This is a genomic window from Saccharopolyspora cebuensis (genome assembly GCF_039542665.1).
GTDB classification, from domain to species: domain Bacteria; phylum Actinomycetota; class Actinomycetes; order Mycobacteriales; family Pseudonocardiaceae; genus Saccharopolyspora; species Saccharopolyspora cebuensis.
Genome location: NZ_BAABII010000004.1, coordinates 305,504 through 321,890, shown reverse-complemented (window position 1 = coordinate 321,890; position 16,387 = coordinate 305,504). Strand labels below are relative to the sequence as shown.

13 protein-coding genes are annotated in these 16,387 nt (G+C 71.0%); 3 read left to right on the top strand and 10 right to left on the bottom strand.

Annotated elements, in window-relative coordinates; all coding sequences use genetic code 11:
* Positions 1–239: 239 nt before the first annotated feature.
* Genes dprE2 through dprE1 (ABD976_RS08170) form a run of 3 tightly spaced genes read right to left on the bottom strand, consistent with a single transcriptional unit; the run spans position 240 to position 3,711 of the window.
* Positions 240–995, bottom strand: coding sequence for a decaprenylphospho-beta-D-erythro-pentofuranosid-2-ulose 2-reductase (gene dprE2, locus ABD976_RS08180; RefSeq protein WP_345359730.1), 756 nt, complete (start codon positions 993–995; stop codon positions 240–242).
* Positions 992–2,350 (bottom strand): decaprenylphosphoryl-beta-D-ribose oxidase, encoded by a 1,359-nt coding sequence (dprE1, locus tag ABD976_RS08175; RefSeq protein ID WP_345359727.1) that lies wholly within the window; start codon positions 2,348–2,350, stop codon positions 992–994. Before dprE1 (ABD976_RS08175) ends, dprE2 begins: the two co-directional genes overlap by 4 nt.
* The gene (gene dprE1 / locus ABD976_RS08170; RefSeq protein WP_345359724.1) at positions 2,347–3,711 is read right to left on the bottom strand and encodes a decaprenylphosphoryl-beta-D-ribose oxidase; all 1,365 of its coding nucleotides are present in this window, start codon (positions 3,709–3,711) and stop codon (positions 2,347–2,349) included. The genes dprE1 (ABD976_RS08175) and dprE1 (ABD976_RS08170) overlap by 4 nt, the downstream gene beginning before the upstream one ends.
* Positions 3,712–3,855: 144 nt before the next feature.
* On the opposite strand from dprE1 (ABD976_RS08170), the gene ABD976_RS08165 reads away from it, so the two are divergent.
* Complete coding sequence (locus tag ABD976_RS08165) at positions 3,856–4,293, top strand: GtrA family protein (protein WP_345359721.1); 438 nt, start codon at positions 3,856–3,858, stop codon at positions 4,291–4,293.
* A 191-nt stretch (positions 4,294–4,484) separates the two neighbouring features.
* Here ABD976_RS08165 and ABD976_RS08160 read toward each other — a convergent pair whose 3' ends face one another.
* The 6 genes from ABD976_RS08160 to ABD976_RS08135 form a co-directional block, all read right to left on the bottom strand.
* Positions 4,485–4,754, bottom strand: a complete 270-nt coding sequence (locus ABD976_RS08160) for a hypothetical protein (protein ID WP_345359718.1) — start codon at positions 4,752–4,754, stop codon at positions 4,485–4,487.
* A 288-nt stretch (positions 4,755–5,042) separates the two neighbouring features.
* Positions 5,043–8,315 carry an arabinosyltransferase domain-containing protein gene (locus ABD976_RS08155; RefSeq protein WP_345359715.1) on the bottom strand — a complete coding sequence of 1,091 codons (3,273 nt, stop codon included), beginning with the start codon at positions 8,313–8,315 and terminating at the stop codon, positions 5,043–5,045.
* Between the two features lie 530 nt (positions 8,316–8,845).
* Complete coding sequence (gene glfT1 / locus ABD976_RS08150; protein WP_345359712.1) at positions 8,846–9,760, bottom strand: galactofuranosyltransferase GlfT1; 915 nt, start codon at positions 9,758–9,760, stop codon at positions 8,846–8,848.
* Positions 9,757–10,575, bottom strand: a complete 819-nt coding sequence (gene wzt, locus ABD976_RS08145; RefSeq protein ID WP_345359709.1) for a galactan export ABC transporter ATP-binding subunit Wzt/RfbE — start codon at positions 10,573–10,575, stop codon at positions 9,757–9,759. Before wzt ends, glfT1 begins: the two co-directional genes overlap by 4 nt.
* A 20-nt stretch (positions 10,576–10,595) precedes the next feature.
* On the bottom strand, positions 10,596–11,447 hold the full coding sequence (gene wzm / locus ABD976_RS08140; RefSeq protein ID WP_345359706.1) for a galactan export ABC transporter permease subunit Wzm/RfbD: 852 nt from the start codon (positions 11,445–11,447) through the stop codon (positions 10,596–10,598).
* A gap of 170 nt (positions 11,448–11,617) precedes the next feature.
* Positions 11,618–12,130 carry a bacterial proteasome activator family protein gene (locus ABD976_RS08135; RefSeq protein ID WP_345359703.1) on the bottom strand — a complete coding sequence of 171 codons (513 nt, stop codon included), beginning with the start codon at positions 12,128–12,130 and terminating at the stop codon, positions 11,618–11,620.
* A 138-nt stretch (positions 12,131–12,268) separates the two neighbouring features.
* Between ABD976_RS08135 and ABD976_RS08130 the strand changes: the two genes are divergently transcribed.
* Entirely contained in the window at positions 12,269–13,468 is a 1,200-nt protein-coding gene (locus ABD976_RS08130) for a cysteine desulfurase-like protein (protein WP_345359700.1), read from the top strand.
* Between the two features lie 127 nt (positions 13,469–13,595).
* Here ABD976_RS08130 and ABD976_RS08125 read toward each other — a convergent pair whose 3' ends face one another.
* Entirely contained in the window at positions 13,596–14,573 is a 978-nt protein-coding gene (locus ABD976_RS08125; protein ID WP_345359697.1) for an NAD(P)H-quinone oxidoreductase, read from the bottom strand.
* Between the two features lie 193 nt (positions 14,574–14,766).
* Here ABD976_RS08125 and ABD976_RS08120 point away from each other — a divergent pair, with 193 nt between their 5' ends.
* Entirely contained in the window at positions 14,767–16,278 is a 1,512-nt protein-coding gene (locus ABD976_RS08120; protein ID WP_345359694.1) for a M28 family peptidase, read from the top strand.
* Positions 16,279–16,387 lie beyond the last annotated feature (109 nt).

Sequence of the window (16,387 nt, the reverse complement as noted above, 5' to 3'; positions counted from 1 at the left end):
GTCCACCACGTGATCGCGCGGCGAGCCCGGAAGGTTGCCCGTTGTTACCGATTCGCTGCATTGGAGCAGCACGTCCGGGTTCACCTCACCCGAACGGACGAGCCCCGTCCCCGGCCGGACATGAGTGAGGGGCACCCTGTACCAAGTCACGGGGTACAGGGTGCCCCTCACTCACGAAACTTTCGGGTGACGCGGTGGTTGGTCTGGCCGCCACCGGCGCCCGTTCCCGGGGAACGGGCTCAGAAGGGGAGGCGGCGGAAGATCGCGCGGGGGACGTGCCGGAGCACGGTCATCACCCAGCGCATCTGGCCCGGCGCCCACACCTGCTCCTTGCCCTTGCGCACGGCGTCGACGATGACGTCGGCGACCTGCTCCGGGGTCTGCGCCATCGGCGCGGGCTTGAGGCCCTCGGTGAGCTTGGTGTGCACGAAGTTCGGCCGCACCACGGTGACCTGCACGCCGGAACCGCTCAGCGCGTAGGTCAGCCCGGTGTAGAAGGCGTCCAGCCCGGCCTTCGAGGAGCCGTAGACGAAGTTCGAGCGGCGGGCCCGCTCGGCGGCGGGGGAGGACATCGCGACCAGGTGGCCGTGGCCCTGCTTGCGCAGCTTCTCGACCAGCCGGACGCCCAGCGTCATCGGCGCCACGTAGTTGATCTCGGCGACCTCGCGGGCGGCCTCCACGTCGGTCCAGCCCTGCTCGTTGTCGCCCTGGACGCCGAAGGCGACCAGCGTGACGTCGATGTCGCCGTCGGCGAAGGCCTTGTCGACCACCTCGCCGTGGGTCTCCGGGGAGCGGGCGTCGAACGGCAGCGTGGTCACGGTGCTGCCGGTGGCGCGCAGCCGCTCGGCCGCCGCCTCCAGCCGGTCCGACCCGCGGGCGGCCAGCACGATCCGCAGCGGGCGCTGCGCGGCGTACTTCTCGGCCGTGGCCAGGGCGATGTCGGAGGTCCCACCGAGGACGAGCAAGGACTGCGGGTTTCCAACGGCGTCAATCACAGCTCAAGCCTCCGGCTCATGTCTGAGGCGAAAATGCCTTCGGGGTCAACGGATTGGCGGATCTTGCGGAATTCCTCGACGCGCGGGTACATCCGGTGGAACGTCTCCGCCGCGGTCCGCGAATCCTTCGCGGTGTACAGCCGACCGCCGAGCGCCAGGACGTCCTCGTCCAGCTCGGTGCAGAACCGGCCCAGCCCGTCCACGATCGGGAAGTCCAGGCACACCATCCAACCCGGGTGCGGGTAGGACAGCGGGGCCCGGTTGCCCTCGCCCATCTTCTTGATGACGTTGAGGAACGAGACGTGCCCGGAGTGCGCGATCCGGCGGATGATCCGCTTGAGGTCCTCCTCCTTGCCGTAGGGCACGGAGAACTGGTACTGCGCGAAGCCCTGCGAGCCGTACGCCCGGTTCCACTCGCCGACGAGGTCGAGCATGTGGTAGAAGCCGCTGATGTTCTGGATCAGGCCGCGGCCGCGCTTCGGGGTCTTCCGGTAGTACAGCTCACCGATCGCGCTGAACGTCAGCTTGTTGCCCAGCCGCGGCGGGAACACGTCCGGCAGCGTCAGCAGCTGCGGGGCGTCGAACTTGAGCGGATTCGCGCGCAGCTTCGGCGGTAGCTGGTCGACCGTGGCGAGCGAGCCCCGGCCGAACGCGGCGCGGCCCAGCTTCGGGCCGGTGGAGATCGAGTCGAACCACGCCGAGGAGTAGGTGTACCTGTCGTCGGAGCCGTCGTCGAACAGCGCGATCGTCTCGTCCAGATCGGCCGTCCGGTCCACGTCCGCGAGGAAGTAGGCGGTTTCCGTCCGGGTCATCCGGATCTTCGCCCGGAGCACGATGCCGGTCAGCCCGACCCCCGCGACGGTGGCCCAGAACAGCTCGGACTCCGGGCCGTCCGGGGTCACGGTGCGCACCTGGCCGTCGGCGGTGAGCAGCTCCATCGACAGCACGTGGTTGCCGAAGCTGCCCGCGCTGTGGTGGTTCTTGCCGTGGATGTCGTTGGCGATCGCGCCGCCGATGGTCACCTGGCGGGTGCCCGGCAGCACCGGGACCCACAGGCCGTGCGGCAGCGCCGCCTTCATCAGCTGGTCCAGGCTGACCCCGGCGTCCACGTCCACGATCGCGGTGTCCGGGTCGATCTCGTGGATCCGGGTCAGCCGCGTCATGTCGATGACCACGCCGCCGGCGTTCTGCGCGACGTCGCCGTAGCTGCGGCCCAGGCCGCGGGCGACGACCCCGCGCTCGTCGGCCTCGCGCACGGCGCGGGCGATCTCGTCGAGGTCGGTGGTGCTGAGCACCCGCGCCCGGGAGGGCGCGGTGCGGGCCCAGCCGGTCAGGTTCCGGACGGTCGTCGTCACAGGTTCAGCCTCCGGGCCAGGTCGGAGCGGAACACCCCGGCCGGGTCGACCGCGGCGCGGACCTCGCGCCACCGGTCGATCTGCGGGTACATCCGCTCGATCATCTCGGCGTTGGTGCGGGATTCCTTGGCCAGGTACAGCCGCCCGTCCGCGTGCAGCACCATCTCGTCGAGCTCCTGGCAGAGCCGGTCCAGCCCGGGGGTGATCGGGATGTCGACGGTGAGCGTCCAGCCCTCGCGGGGGAAGGACAGCGGCGCCTGGTTGCCCGGGCCGAAGGTCTTGAGCACGTTGAGGAACGACGCGTGGCCGGACGCGCTGATCTTGTCGATCGAGCGCCGGAACATGTCCTCCTGGCCGAACGGCACCATGAACTGGTACTGGAGGAACCCGTTCGGGCCGTAGATCCGGTTCCACTCGCCGACCAGGTCGAGCGGGTGGAAGAACTGGGTGATGTTCTGCACCGCGCCGTACTTCGTCGGCGCCTTGCGGTACCAGACCTCGTTGAACGCGGTGATGGTGTACTTGTTGACCAGGCCGTTCGGGAACACCGGCGGCGCGGTCATGAGCTGCGGGGCGTTGAACTTCAGCGGGTCCTTGCGCAGCTTCTTCGGCAGGTCCTCCAGCTTCGCGGAGTTGCCCCGGGTGAGCAGCGCGCGGCCCATCTGGTCGCCGCGGGCCAGCGAGTCGAACCAGGCCACCGAGTAGACGTAGTTCTGGTCGGAGCCGTCGGTGAAGTGCTCGATCAGCTCGTCCAGGTTCTTGGTCCGGACGTTGTCGACCACGAAGTAGGCCGTCTCGACGCGCTTGAGCTGGATCGTCGCGCTGAGGATGATGCCGGTCAGGCCCATCCCGCCGACGGTCGCCCAGAACAGCTCGGCGCCCTCGCCCCGCGGGGTGAGGCTGTGCACCTGGCCGTCGGCGGTGAGCAGGTCGAGCGCGAGCACGTGGCTGCCGAACGAGCCCTGCGAGTGGTGGTTCTTGCCGTGGATGTCCGAGCCGATGGCGCCGCCGATGGTGACCTGGCGGGTGCCCGGCAGCACCGGGATCCACAGGCCGTAGGGCAGCAGCCGCCGCATCAGGGTGTCCAGCGACACACCGGCGTCGACCACCACGGTGGCCTCGTCCACGTCGATCTTGTGCACGCGGTCCAGCGCGGTCATGTCGATGACCGTGCCGCCGGCGTTCTGCGACGGGTCGCCGTAGCTGCGCCCGAGACCGCGGGCGATGACGCCCCGGTCACCGGCTTCGCGGACCGCCCGCGCGATCTCCTCGACGTCCGGGGTGCTGACGACTCGCGCCCGGGTGGGCGCGGTGCGCCCCCAACCGGTCAGCGTCTGAAGCTCGTCCTTTACCGATCCCACCCAGCCGAGTCTATCCGCGCCGGACCGGTGGGTACCGGCGGGTAGCGGCCGGTCTCCGGCGATGTGCGGTGGGTCATCGCTACACTTCCGGTGGACCCGGTTCGCCCGGGGACCCCTGTGGTGCCGACCGCCCGAGGTGAATCAGTGACCGTGGCCGAACCCGCCGCTGCGACCCAGACCGCCCGGCTGGGCGTCGTGCACCAGCTCCTCCGATTCGGGCTCATCGGCGGTGGCTGCGCGCTCATCGACTTCGGCACCTACTCGCTGCTGCTGGGCGCGGTGGGCTGGCCGTCCTGGCTGGCCAAGTCGATCTCGTTCATCCTGGGCACCACCGCGTCCTACGTGATCAACCGGAAGTTCACCTTCCAGGGCGCGAGCAAGGGCAACACCAAGGCCCGGGCCGGTGCCTTCGCCGTGCTCTACACCACGACGTTCTTCGTCAACATGGGCTCGAACGAGGCGCTGGTCCAGATCTTCGACGCCACCGAGCCGTGGCAGTTCACCCTGTTCTGGGTGATCGCGCAGGGTCTCGGGACGATGATCAACTTCGTGATGCTGAAGCTGCTGATCTTCCGCGACTGAGGGTCCTGCCGCGATGCGGTGGAGCCGCATCGCGGTGTGGCACGCAGCTCGCGCGGTTCTCAGCGGTCCCCCCGCGAGGACGCCCTCGGCGGGCGCCCGGGGCGAGAAGGCCGCTGAGTTCCGCGCCGCGGCGCAGATCGTTGGCGAAACCGCTCTCGAGCGGGGTGGCCGCGTCACCGCGCCGTGGTGGGCTACCGGCGGAACCCGGTCTGCCGCGACGGTGCCCCGTAGGCGTTCGACTCCGAACGGGTCGTCTCGATGTGCGCCGTCGCCACGTGCCCGAAGTTGATCGCGAAGTGCCCGCCGTCGGCGGTGGCCAACGACTTCGTCTGGCCGGCCGCCATCAGCTCGGCGAGCACGTCCCGCAGCGCCTCCGCTTCCGCGGCGGCGAGCGCGACGGTCACCGGCTGGTCGACGCCGGCGAGGTGCAGTACCAGTCCTGGGCGCGTCTCACTCGTCATCCTCCGAGAGCACCACGTCCGGGCTCCCCGCGACACCCCGGTTCGCCCACGGCGGACCGGGATCCGCCCACAGCGCAATCCCACCCCGCGCCACCGCACCAGCACCCCGACCCGACGTCCGGCACCCCAGCAGCACGGGGAACCCCGGCATCACCCGGCCCCTCACCAGGCAAGACTCACCCGTTCGGGAGATGAGTGAGGGGCACCCTTGTCCCAGTAACTTGGGCAAGGGTGCCCCTCACTCCGCGAGAACCACCCGGACGGGTGCGCCGGACGAGTCGCGGGTGGCTACTCCTCGGTGCCCTCCTCCTCGGGGCTTTCGAAGACGCGGACGTCGTTGCGGTCGTCCGAGCTCGGCACGTCACCGGGGAGCTGGACCGTCTTGGTCAGCGGTCCCGGCGTCCAGGTGCCCCACTTCGTCTCGGTGTGCACCTCCATCGCGGCCTGCGCGGGCAGCGCGTCGGGCTCGTACTGGTCCACCGCGTACAGCGAACCCCAGTCGCGGTGGATGTTGTTGCGCAGGTACGTCGGCAGCTCGCGCATGCTGGTGGACACGTTGAGCCAGCCGAACGGCCCGCCCGCGTCCGGCGACGACCAGCCCTGGCCGATGTCGCGGACCTCGGCGCCCGCCTGCACCCGGAACTTCGGGATCTCGGCGATGCCGTTGTGGATGCCCGGGATGTTCAGGCACGGGTGCACCAGCCCCGCGGTCCACTCGACGAAGGCGGTCTGGTCGCCGACGAAGTCGGTCATGTTGACCAGTTGCGGCGCGCGCGGCGCGCTCACCGCGAGCCAGCCGTTGGGGCCCAGCGAGTTGTCGGTGGCCACGACCCGCATCTTGGTGGCCTCCTCGGACTTGCCCGAGATCGTGTAGCGGTAGTCCCGCCACGGCGGCGCGGCGCCCTGGGTGACGTAGTGCCTGCCGATGACCTCGAAGCCCTCCTCGGTGTCCCGGCCGAACTCCAGCGCCAGCGAGTTGGCGCCCAGCTCGGCGCCCGCCAGCGACAGCACGATCGGCACCTCGCCGTTGATCGCCCGCTCCGGCAGCTCGTACCACTGGGTGCGCAGCTCACCGGTGCCCGCGCCGGCCGGGTCGTAGCTGCCCCACACCGGCGCGTCGTCGGTGCCGAACTGGTGCGGCGGCTTCCAGTCGGGTTCCTGCGGGTCGGAGCCGTCGCCCGGCGGCAGGCCGGGCCGGTTGAAGCCGACCAGCTTGGCGCCGAGGTACTCGTCGGCGTTCTCCCGGCCCTCCAGCCGCTCGGGCGGCATCCCGATGTCGGGGTCCCGGGACGGCGCGGCCGTGGCCGGCTGCTCCGGGGCGACCCGCAGCATCCCGCTCTGCGGGTTGGTCTCCACGTAGATGTAGTCGGACAGCCCGCAGCTCGACCCGACGAGCTGCTTGATGTTGTCCGCGCCGAGGCTGTAGCTGCCCCACTGCTCCTGGATGACCTTGCCGAAGTTGGCGAGCTCGAACACCACCAGCAGCGCGCAGAGGATCGACAGCGGGGCGGTGCCCAGCCGCAGCGCCCGGCTGCGCTTCTCCAGCGGTCGCTCGTCGACGACCTTCGGGTTGTTCTCGTCGATGCGCAGGTGCTCGACGAACGCCACGATCAGCGCGATGGCCGCGACCACCAGGAACAGCGTGCTGAAGTGGTAGCCGGACAGCTGCGGTGCCTTGTCGAACCACGGCACGCCCCAGCCGGACACGTACCACCAGGCGTTGGGCCCGGTGGCGGCGAAGGCCAGGATCATCATCAGCCCGGCGAAGAAGATCGCCCGGTTGCGCCTGGACCGCAGCACCGTGCTGCTGGTGGCCAGCGCGGTCAGCGCGGCCAGCGCCCCGCCCATCGCGGCGTAGATCCCGAAGTGGTGCGACCACTTGGTCGGGGTCATGATCAGCACGACGAAGGACAGCGCGGTGATCGCCAGCAGCCGCCGGCTCGGGCCGAGCGCGGCGCCCCGGATGCGGCCCCGGCGCAGCAGCACCACCGCGCACACCGCCAGGCACAGGATCACCAGCAGCACCGGGAAGCGGCGCGTCATGGAGCCGTCGGCGGTGGGGCTGAACAGCAGGCTGTAGCGGCTCAGCTCCTCGTACCAGCTCTGGCTGGGGCCGAGGTCGGTGCGCAGGTCGGTGGCGTCCATGACCGACTGCCAGGTCTGGTCGGCGAACACCACGGTGAGGATCACGAACCCGGAGGCCGAGATCGGCGCCAGCACCGATGTCCAGCTGAACTCCTGGGCGCGTTTGCGCACCAGCAGGAACAGCGGCTTGATCGCGGCGACGAACGGCAGCACCGACACCAGGCCGTGCGGGTTGGCGCCGACCGACAGCGCCGCCACCACCAGGCCGAGCGCGGCGGGCATCAGCCGGCCGGTGGCCACCGCGCGCTCCACCGCGCAGAGCGCCAGCAGCGAGAACAGCACCACGACCGGCTCGGGGCGCAGGCCGTTGTTGTAGGGCAGCCAGAACGCCAGGAAGACGGCGGCGGCGGCCCACCCGGCGGCGTTGCTGCGCCGCACCTGCTGGCCGAGCCGGGGCAGCACCTCGCGGCTGAGCAGCAGCCAGGACACGATGCCCATGAGCAGCGCGGGCAGCCGCACCCACGGTACCGAGGTGGAGACCTGCACCCACAGCGCGTAGAGCTCGTAGAACCACCCGAACGGGGCTTCGGGGACGGCGAACCAGCGGTAGTAGTTGCTGACGTACCCCGCGCTCTCGCGCGCTCGGGCGATGTTCAGGATGTACCCGTCGTCCGAGGTCATCGCGCCGATGATCCACCAGACGGCGAGGGCGCCGATGACCGCTATGTCGCGGAACGTGGGCTTCCACCAGCCCGCGGGCACCAGCTTCGGGGGGCGCCGCCCGGCGCGCACGTCCAGCCGCCGCAGGCACACCACGGAGCCGATGAAGGCGGCGATGGCCAGCACGATGGCGGCCACCTTCAGCGCGGTCGGGTAGCTCTCGTAGCGGTTGTCGACGCGGGCCTCGAAGGACAGCCCGCTGACCGGGTCGATGTTCTCGTCCAGCGCGGAGTAGATGCCGGTGACCTGCGGGCGGGCGTCACCGGCGAAGTTGGCGAGCGACTGGTCGCCGACGCTGGCCTTGAAGCCGTAGCCGTCGGAGTGCACCGAGATCGTGCAGTCGCCCGCGGCCAAGGGCACGGTGCCGACCTGCTGGCCCTTGTTCATCATGGTGAGCTGCCCGCCGTCGACCTGCAGGATCAGCCCGGTGAGGTGGCCGTAGTCCGAGGACGGCGGGTTGGTGCTCAGCAGCACGGCCGGTCCCTCGGTGCGCTCGTCGAGGCTGCGCGCCGCGGCGCAGGGCACCTCGGCGTCGAGCCACACCGGGGAGTAGGCGACCAGCGGCGCGGAGACCGACTTGGTGCCTTCGGCGGTCGGCCACCGCAACGTGGTGATGTCGTGGTGGACCGGGAGGAACGGGATCGACAGCGCGAGGACCGTTCCGAGCAGTCCCAGCACCGACGCGAAGACCTTCAGCCGCGTCGCCGACGGGCGCGGTGTCGTTCCGGTGGATGCCGGATCGTCGTTCGATGCCATGTCGTCATCGCCCGATCGGCGGTTATCTCCGTGGCCGTTGAGCACGCAGGCGAGAATAGTATCCCCAGGTCCGGGGCCTTCCGGCGCATTCCGTACCGCCGCCGACGGCCCGCGACACGAGGGCTGTGAGCAGGCAACTCAGCAGCCTCTCAGGCGGGTCTCAGCATCCCGAGACCGCGCAGTGATCTCCCGGAAACACCCCGTAGACCCACCCGCACCCCGAGCACCAGTCCACAGAGGAAGCCCCACAACCGGCAAAGCCAAGCACACGCCAACCGACCATCAGGCAAGCGGCGAAGCCGCTTCCACCCCACGCACGCGCCGAACGGGACCCTCGTCAGGCAAGCGGCGAAGCCGCTTTCGCTTCACCCCACCTAAGCAACTTGCACCGCCGCGGGTTCTCAGCGGTCTTCTCGCGAGGACGCCCTGACGCTGTGTACGCGTTTGTACATGAGGAAGGGCGCCCGGAGCGAGAAGGCCGCTGAGGTTCCGCCACCGGCACCCCTACGCAACCGGACCACAACACCGCCCTAACGACGGAAGAAGTGTTCCTTTTGTCCTTGCCTCAGCAACCTCAACCACTCGCGGAAAGCCTTCGGGTCCTTGCGCTGCCCCACGAAGTACAGCCCGAACCGCAGCACCTCCAGGGCGCCGATCTTGCGCATCCCGGGCTGGGACAGCAGGTACCCGCGGTTGCGGTAGGTGTAGTAGCGCTTGGTGTCGTCGGAGGGGTCCTGGGCGTGGAACCGGCCGCCGAGCATCGGCTTGAACTCCGCGGAGCCGTCCGGGTGCAGGAAGCGGGTGCGGAAGGTGGTGCCGAACGGCAGCCCGGAGCGCACCACCCGGCGGTGCAGCTCCACCTCGTCGCCCCGGAAGAACAGCCGGTAGTCCGGCACGCCCACCACGTCCAGCGTGGCGGCGCGGAACAGCGCGCCGTTGAAGAACGAGGCGATCCCGGGCAGGAAGTCGCCCTCGCCGAGCTCGCTCACCCGGCGCTTCCAGGTGAGCCCGCGGCGCAGCGGGAAGGCCAGCACGTCCGGGGTGTCGATGTTGACCACGACCGGCGACACGGCGGCCAGCCGGCGCTTCTCGGCGACCTCCAGCAGGGTTTCCAGCGCCTGCTCGTCGGCCGGGCGGCCGTCGTCGTCGCCCAGCCACACCCATTCGGCGCCGATCGACAGCGCGTGCAGCATCCCCAGCGCGAACCCGCCCGCGCCGCCGAGGTTGCGCTGCGAGGGCAGGTAGGTCGACGGGATCGGGCAGTCGGCCACCACGTCGCGGGCCGACTGGTCCGGGCCGTTGTCCACGACCACGAGGTGATCGGGCAGGCGGGTCTGCGTGGCGATCACCTTCAACGACTCGGCCAGCAGCTCGCGCCGATGTCTGGTGACGATCACCGCGACCACGGAGCCGGCGGGAAGCTGCTGGGCGGAGTCTGCGTTCATGGGCTCTCGTTGCTCCCGATCGTGGCCGCGGACTCGCCGATCCGGGCCAGGGTTTCCTGGCTGAGGTTCTCGAAGGGGTCGTAGCCCTTGTAGTGGGTCAGCACGGTGCGCAGCGGCCCCTGCTCCTTGATGCTGCCCTTGTCCATCCACAGCGCGGTGTCGCACAGCTCGACCAGGAACTCGTCGGAGTGCGAGGCGAACACCAGGATGCCGGAGCGCTTGACCAGGTCGTGCAACCTGGTGCGGGCCTTCTCCAGGAAGTCGGCGTCGACCGCGCCGATGCCCTCGTCCAGGATCAGGATCTCCGGGTCGATGGAGGTGACCACGCCGATCGCCAGCCGCACCCGCATCCCGGTGGAGTAGGTGCGCAGCGGCATCGACAGGTAGTCGCCGAGCTCGGTGAACTCGGCGATCTCGTCCATCCGGTCTTCCATCTGCTTGCGGTTCATGCCGAGGAACAGCCCGCGGATGATGATGTTCTCGTAACCGGAGATCTCCGGGTCCATCCCGACGCCGAGGTCGAACACCGGCGCCACCTTGCCGACCACCCGGGCGCTGCCCCGGGTCGGCTCGTAGATGCCCGCGAGCAGGCGCAGCAGCGTGGACTTCCCGGCGCCGTTGTGGCCGACGAGCGCCACCCGGTCGCCGTGCTTGAGCGACAGGTCGATGTCGTGCAGGGCCTCGATGATCGGTACCTTGCTGTCGGTGCCGATCCGGCCGCCCGCCCTGCCGAGCACGGCCTTCTTCATCGAACGGGACTTCGCGTCGAAGATCGGGAAGTCGACCGCCGCGTTCCAGACGTCGATGCTCACCATGAGTCTCTCAGCCTCCCCGCTCAGACCCAGTACGCGACGCGCGCGCGGTAGTTGCGCAGGACCAGCAGCGCCAGCAGCCAGCCGCCGACGGTGAAGCCGATGACCACGTACCAGTGGTGCCACGCGATCGGCTCGCCGAGCATCGGGGCCCGCAGGATCTCCACGAAGTGGTAGATCGGGTTGATCTGGGCCAGCGCGGCCCGCGGCCCGGCGTTCTGCTCCAGCAGCTCGATCGGCCAGACGATCGGCGACATGAAGAACAGCAGCTGCATGAAGCTGGTGACCACCGGCGGGATGTCCCGGAACCGGGTGCTCGCCACGCCCAGCAGCATGATCACCCAGCCGCCGTTGAACAGCAGCAGGGCCAGGCCCGGCACCATCAGCACCAGGGTCCAGTTCACCGGCGGCAGGAAGATCGCCAGGATCGCCAGGTAGACGACCAGGTTGTGCAGGAAGAGCAGGAACTCCCGCCACACGGTGCGCAGCACGTGCACGGTGATCGGCGCCGGGAGCTGCTTGATCAGGCCCTCGTTGCGGATGAAGACCTCGGTGCCCGCGGTCAGGCAGCCCTGGATGAAGTACCAGATCATGAACCCGGTGGTCATGTACGGGACGTATTCGCTCGGGTCCTGCCCGAAGATCGTCGAGTACATGATGCCGAGACCGGCGGCGGTGACGCCCATGCCGATCGTGATCCACAACGGGCCCAGCACGGAGCGCCGGTACCGCTGCTTGATGTCCTGCCAACCGAGGTGCGCCCACAACTGCCGCTGCGAGAGGCCCTCAGTGATGTCCTTGAACGCTTTGCGCCAGCTCCGCGACGAACTCTCAGCCGGCGCGGACGGTCGGTCTAGCGTGCTCGTGGCCTGCACAGTGCGTCAGAGTACCGACCGTCGGTAGGCAGCAGAGGGCTGGGCGTCACTCGATGCGGGTTTGCCGCAAAACGGGCGCGACCCCCCGTGGCGGCCGGGCCGGGGGTGCCCCGGGCGGTGCCGCGCCCACCCCCGAGGCCGTTCCCGGGGGTGCGGGCGGGCGCGCGGGCTCAGAGGTACTGGCCGCCGCGCTGCGGGGGCTCCGACTCCCCGCTGCCCGCCGGGAGCCCACGGCGCATCTGCTCCAGCTGCGCCCGGGCCGCCATCTGCTGCGCGAACAGCGCGGTCTGCATCCCGTGGAACAGGCCCTCCAGCCAGCCGACGAGCTGGGCCTGGGCGATCCGCAGCTCCGCCTCGGACGGCGTGTCCTGGGCGAAGGGCAGCGACAGCCGCTCCAGCTCCTCGATCAGCTCGGGCGCCAGGCCCTGCTCCAGCTCCTTGATCGAGGACTGGTGGATCTCCTTGAGCCTGCTGCGGCTGGCCTCGTCCAGCGGCGCCGCCCGCACCTCCTCCAGCAGTTGCTTGATCATCGTGCCGATCCGCATCACCTTGGCGGGCTGCTCGACCAGGTCCCCGATGGCCTCGCCGTGCTCCGCGCCCTCGCCCGAGGCCGCACCGACCGGCGAGCCGTCCTCGCCGACCACGAACACCGAGGGCTTCTCCTCGTTCCGATCGCCGTTCATGCCTCCATCCTGGCGCGTGGGCGCGCGCGGCGGGAGCCTGGGACGCCCTCGCGTGTCGCACGGGGCCGTCGCCGATCCGTGATGCGATAGAGACCACCCGGCGGCGAGATCGGGGGTGCGGCTCCGTACGGTGGACTCATGGCGTTCGACGTCGCTGCGGTCCGCGGATTGTTCCCCGCGCTCGGCGACGGGTGGGTGCACCTCGACGCCCCGGCGGGCATGCAGGTTCCCGAGCAGGTCGCCACCGCGGTGTCGACCGCGATGCGCGCGCCGGTCTCCGGGCCGGGCGGGGTCTTCCCCGCGTCGCAGCGCGCCGAGGCCATCGTGGAGGCCGCCCGTCGGGCCATCGCCGACCTGGTGGGGGCCAGCCCGGCCGGGGTGGTGCTCGGCCCGAGCTCGGCCGTGCTGCTGCAACGGCTCGCCGACGCGCTCGGGGACGGCTGGATGATCGGCGACGACGTGATCGTCTCCCGCCTGGACCACCCGGCCAACGTGGCGCCCTGGCAGCGCGCCGCGCAGCGCTCCGGCAGCAGCGTCCGGTGGGCCGAGGTCGACATCGAGACCTGCGAGCTGCCCACCTGGCAGTACCAGGACCTGATCACCCCGCGCACCAAGGTGGTGGCGCTGACCGCGGCCTCCGGGTCGGTCGGCACCCGCCCGGACGTGCGCCCGGCCGCGGCGGCCGCCGCCGAGCACGGCGCGCTGGTCGTGGTGGACGCCTCCGCCGCCGCGCCGTTCGTGCCGGTGGACATCACCTCGATGGGCGCCGACGTGGTGGCGGTCAACGCGACGTCCTGGGGCGGGCCGCCGGTCGGCGCGCTGGCCTTCCGCAACCCCGCGATGCTCGACCAGCTCCCGTCGGTGGCGCTGGAGGCGGGCGCGCGGGGGGCGGAGCGCTTCGAGCTGGGCCCGCACGCCTACGCGCACCTGGCGGGGCTGGTGGCCTCCGTCGACTACCTGGCGGGCCTGGACGACGCCGCGCTCGGCCCGCGCCGCGAGCGGCTGCTCACCTCGATGGGGTCGGTCAAGTCCTACCAGGCGGGCCTGCTCGCCCACCTCACCAGCGGCCTCCGCCGGATGGGTCATGTCATGGTCATCGGCGACGCGATGCGCCGGGTGCCCTCGATGGCGTTCACCATCAACGGCGTCAAGGCGGAGGACGCCGTCGAGCACCTGGCCGACCGGGGCGTCTGCGCCTTCGCCGACCCGGGCACCCACGGCGTGTTCGCCGTGCTCGGCGTCGGCGAGGTCGGCGGCGCGGTGCGCGTCGGCCTGGCCCACTACACCAACGCCCACGAGGTCGAGGAACTCCTCAGAGCGGTAGCCGAACTAGCCTGAGCCGAGCCGTCCCCGCGCCCACGCCCGGGTCCGCGCCCACGTCAGGGTGAACTTTTTCCAGGTGAGGGGCACCCTTGCCCCAGTAACTTGGTCAAGGGTGCCCCTCACTCACGTCCCGAACGGGTGATCAGCGGACGAGCAGGATCTTGCCGTGGACGCCGCCGGCTTCGAGGGTGGCGTGGGCCCGGGCGGCTTCGGCCATCGGGATGCGGTCGTGCACCAGGGTGCGCACCTGGCCGGACTCGACCAGCGGCCACAGCCGGTTGCGCACGTCGGCGACGATGGTGGCCTTGCCCTGCGGTCCGCCGAGGGGACGGCCGCGCAGCCCGAGCGCCGACATCCGCAGCCGCTTGACCAGCATCTTGCCCATGTCGAGCTCGGTCTTGCGCCCGCCCTGCATCCCGATCACCGCGAGGTGCCCGTCGGGGGCCAGCGCGGAGAGGTTGCGGTCGAGGTAGGCCGCGCCCATGTTGTCCAGGACGACGTCCGCCCCGCCGAGCTCCTTGACCACGGCGACGAAGTCCTCGTCGCGGTAGCTGATCGCCGGGTCGGCGCCGAGCTCCCGGCAGAGCCGGAGGCTGTCCGCGGAACCGGCGGTGGCGGCCACCCGGGCGCCCAGCGCGCGGCCGATCTGGATGGCGCAGGTGCCGATCCCGCCGGAACCGCCGTGCACCAGCAGGAGCTGCCCGTCGGCGAGCCCGGCCTCCATCACGACGTTGGACCACACGGTGCAGGCGACCTCCGGGATGCCCGCGGCCTCGACGAGGTCCACCCCGGTGGGCTTGGGCAGCACCTGCGCGGCCGGGACGGCGACCCGCTCGGCGTAGCCGCCGCCGGCGAGCAGCGCGCAGACCTCGTCGCCGACCTGCCAGCCGGTGACGTCGGCGCCGAGCTCGGCGACGGTGCCGGAGCACTCCAGGCCGGGGATCTCGCTGGCGCCCTTCGGCGGCGGGTAGTTGCCCTGCCGCTGGTTGAGGTCGGCGCGGTTGACCGCGCTGGCGGCCACGTCGATCAGCACCTCGCCCGGACCCGGTCGCGGGTCGGGGTGCTCGGTCCACTCCAGAACGTCCGGCTCGCCCGGCTCTCGGATCGCGATCGCGTACATGCCCCGACCGTAATGCGCCGCGGCGGGATGGCGGGCGCGGCGCGTCAGGAGCAGACTCCGAGAGATCGCCCAAACCGGCAAAAACGGGAATCGGTTCCCGAAAAATAACTCTTCCGGGTAAGTGCTTGACGCCGCTGCGTGACCTTGCCAAGGCTGACGACCACCACAGAACCCACCCGAATCGGGGAGCACGATGAGTCTTCGAACCATCAGATCCCGTCGTAGCGCCGCCACGGCGATCGCACTCGTCGCCGTGCTGGGGGCCGCGGCCCCGGCCGCCGCGGCACCGGACCGGGAGCTCGGCGACCGGATCGGCGTCAACGAGGTCAACCGTCACCTGATCGCGTTCCAGCGGATCGCCGACATCCACGGCAACCGCGCCTCCGGGCATCCCGGCTACGAGGCGAGCGTGGACTACGTGGCGGGCAAGCTCCGGGCGGCCGGTTTCGACGTGAGCACGCCGGAGTTCAGCTACCAGGCGTACTTCCTCGATTCGTTCGCGCTGAGCGCCGGTGGGCAGCCGGTGGAGGGCGACGCGCTGGAGTACTCCCCGGCGACCCCGCCCGGCGGCGTGACGGCGCCGCTGTCGGTCGCGCCGGTGGACGACACGCCGGGCTGCGAGGCCGCCGACTACGCGGGCACCGATCTCGCGGGCACCGTCGTGCTGGTGCAGCGCGGGGCGTGCAACTTCTCCGAGAAGGCCCGGGTGGCCTCCGAGCTGGGCGCCGAGGCCGCGATCGTCTACAACAACGTCGACGGCCCGCTCAACGGCACCCTCGGCGACCCGGCGGCGGCCACCATCCCGACGGCCGGGGTGACCCGGCAGGTCGGCGAGCAGCTCGCCGGGCGGGCGGGCACCGAGGTGACCGTCGACGTGCAGTCCCGGCTGGAGTCGGTGACCACCCGCAACGTCCTGGCCCAGACCCGGACCGGCCGCACCGACAACGTGGTGATGGCCGGGGCCCACCTGGACAGCGTGCCGGACGGCGCGGGCATCAACGACAACGGCACCGGCAGCGCCGGGCTGCTGGCCGCCGCGCTGGAGATGGGCGGCAGCCCGGACGTGCACAACGCGGTGCGGTTCGCCTGGTGGGGTGCCGAGGAGTCCGGTCTGGTCGGCTCCACGAAGTACGTGCAGGGGTTGAGCTTCGAGCAGCAGCTCGACATCGCGCTGTACCTGAACTTCGACATGATCGGCTCGCCGAACGCCGGCTACTTCACCTTCGACGGCGACGACTCCGACGGGGTCGGCGCGGGTGAGGGCCCCTACGGCTCGGCGCAGATCGAGCAGGACTTCATCGACGCGATGGCGCGGCGCGGCGTGGAGCTGCGCGGCACCGACTTCAACGGCCGTTCCGACTACGGCGAGTTCATCGCGGTCGGCATCCCGGCGGGCGGTCTGTTCACCGGGGCCGAAGGGGTCAAGACCGAGGAGGAGGCGGCCCTGTGGGGCGGCACCGCCGGGGAGTCCTACGACCCGCACTACCACACCGCGGGCGATGACCTGGGCAACGTCGACCGGCGGGCGCTCAAGCTCAACACCAAGGGCCTGGCCGACGTCGTCGCCGGTTACGCCCGCAGCACCGAGGCGGTCAACGGGATGCGGACCCGGGCGGAGCGGGCGGAGCTGCGCGCCGCGCAGGGCTCGCTGATGGCCGCCCGGCTCGACACCGCGAAGGTCCCGCACGGGCACGACCTGTCCTGATCCGGGCCCGGCCCCCGCGCCGCGGGCACGCCGACGTGCACCTGCTGTTCACCACGTCGGCGTTGTCCGGTGCGGGGGCCGCTGGGATCCTGCGGGACGGGCGGACCCC

Excerpts from the sequence above, each read along its gene's own strand:
- glfT1 (WP_345359712.1), bottom strand. The coding sequence starts at position 9,760 with ATGAACGCAGACTCCGCCCAGCAGCTTCCCGCCGGCTCCGTGGTCGCG.
- ABD976_RS08155 (WP_345359715.1), bottom strand. The coding sequence starts at position 8,315 with ATGGCATCGAACGACGATCCGGCATCCACCGGAACGACACCGCGCCCG.
- ABD976_RS08120 (WP_345359694.1), top strand. The coding sequence starts at position 14,767 with ATGAGTCTTCGAACCATCAGATCCCGTCGTAGCGCCGCCACGGCGATC.
- wzt (WP_345359709.1), bottom strand. The coding sequence starts at position 10,575 with ATGGTGAGCATCGACGTCTGGAACGCGGCGGTCGACTTCCCGATCTTC.
- ABD976_RS08130 (WP_345359700.1), top strand. The coding sequence starts at position 12,269 with ATGGCGTTCGACGTCGCTGCGGTCCGCGGATTGTTCCCCGCGCTCGGC.
- ABD976_RS08160 (WP_345359718.1), bottom strand. The coding sequence starts at position 4,754 with ATGACGAGTGAGACGCGCCCAGGACTGGTACTGCACCTCGCCGGCGTC.
- ABD976_RS08135 (WP_345359703.1), bottom strand. The coding sequence starts at position 12,130 with ATGAACGGCGATCGGAACGAGGAGAAGCCCTCGGTGTTCGTGGTCGGC.
- ABD976_RS08125 (WP_345359697.1), bottom strand. The coding sequence starts at position 14,573 with ATGTACGCGATCGCGATCCGAGAGCCGGGCGAGCCGGACGTTCTGGAG.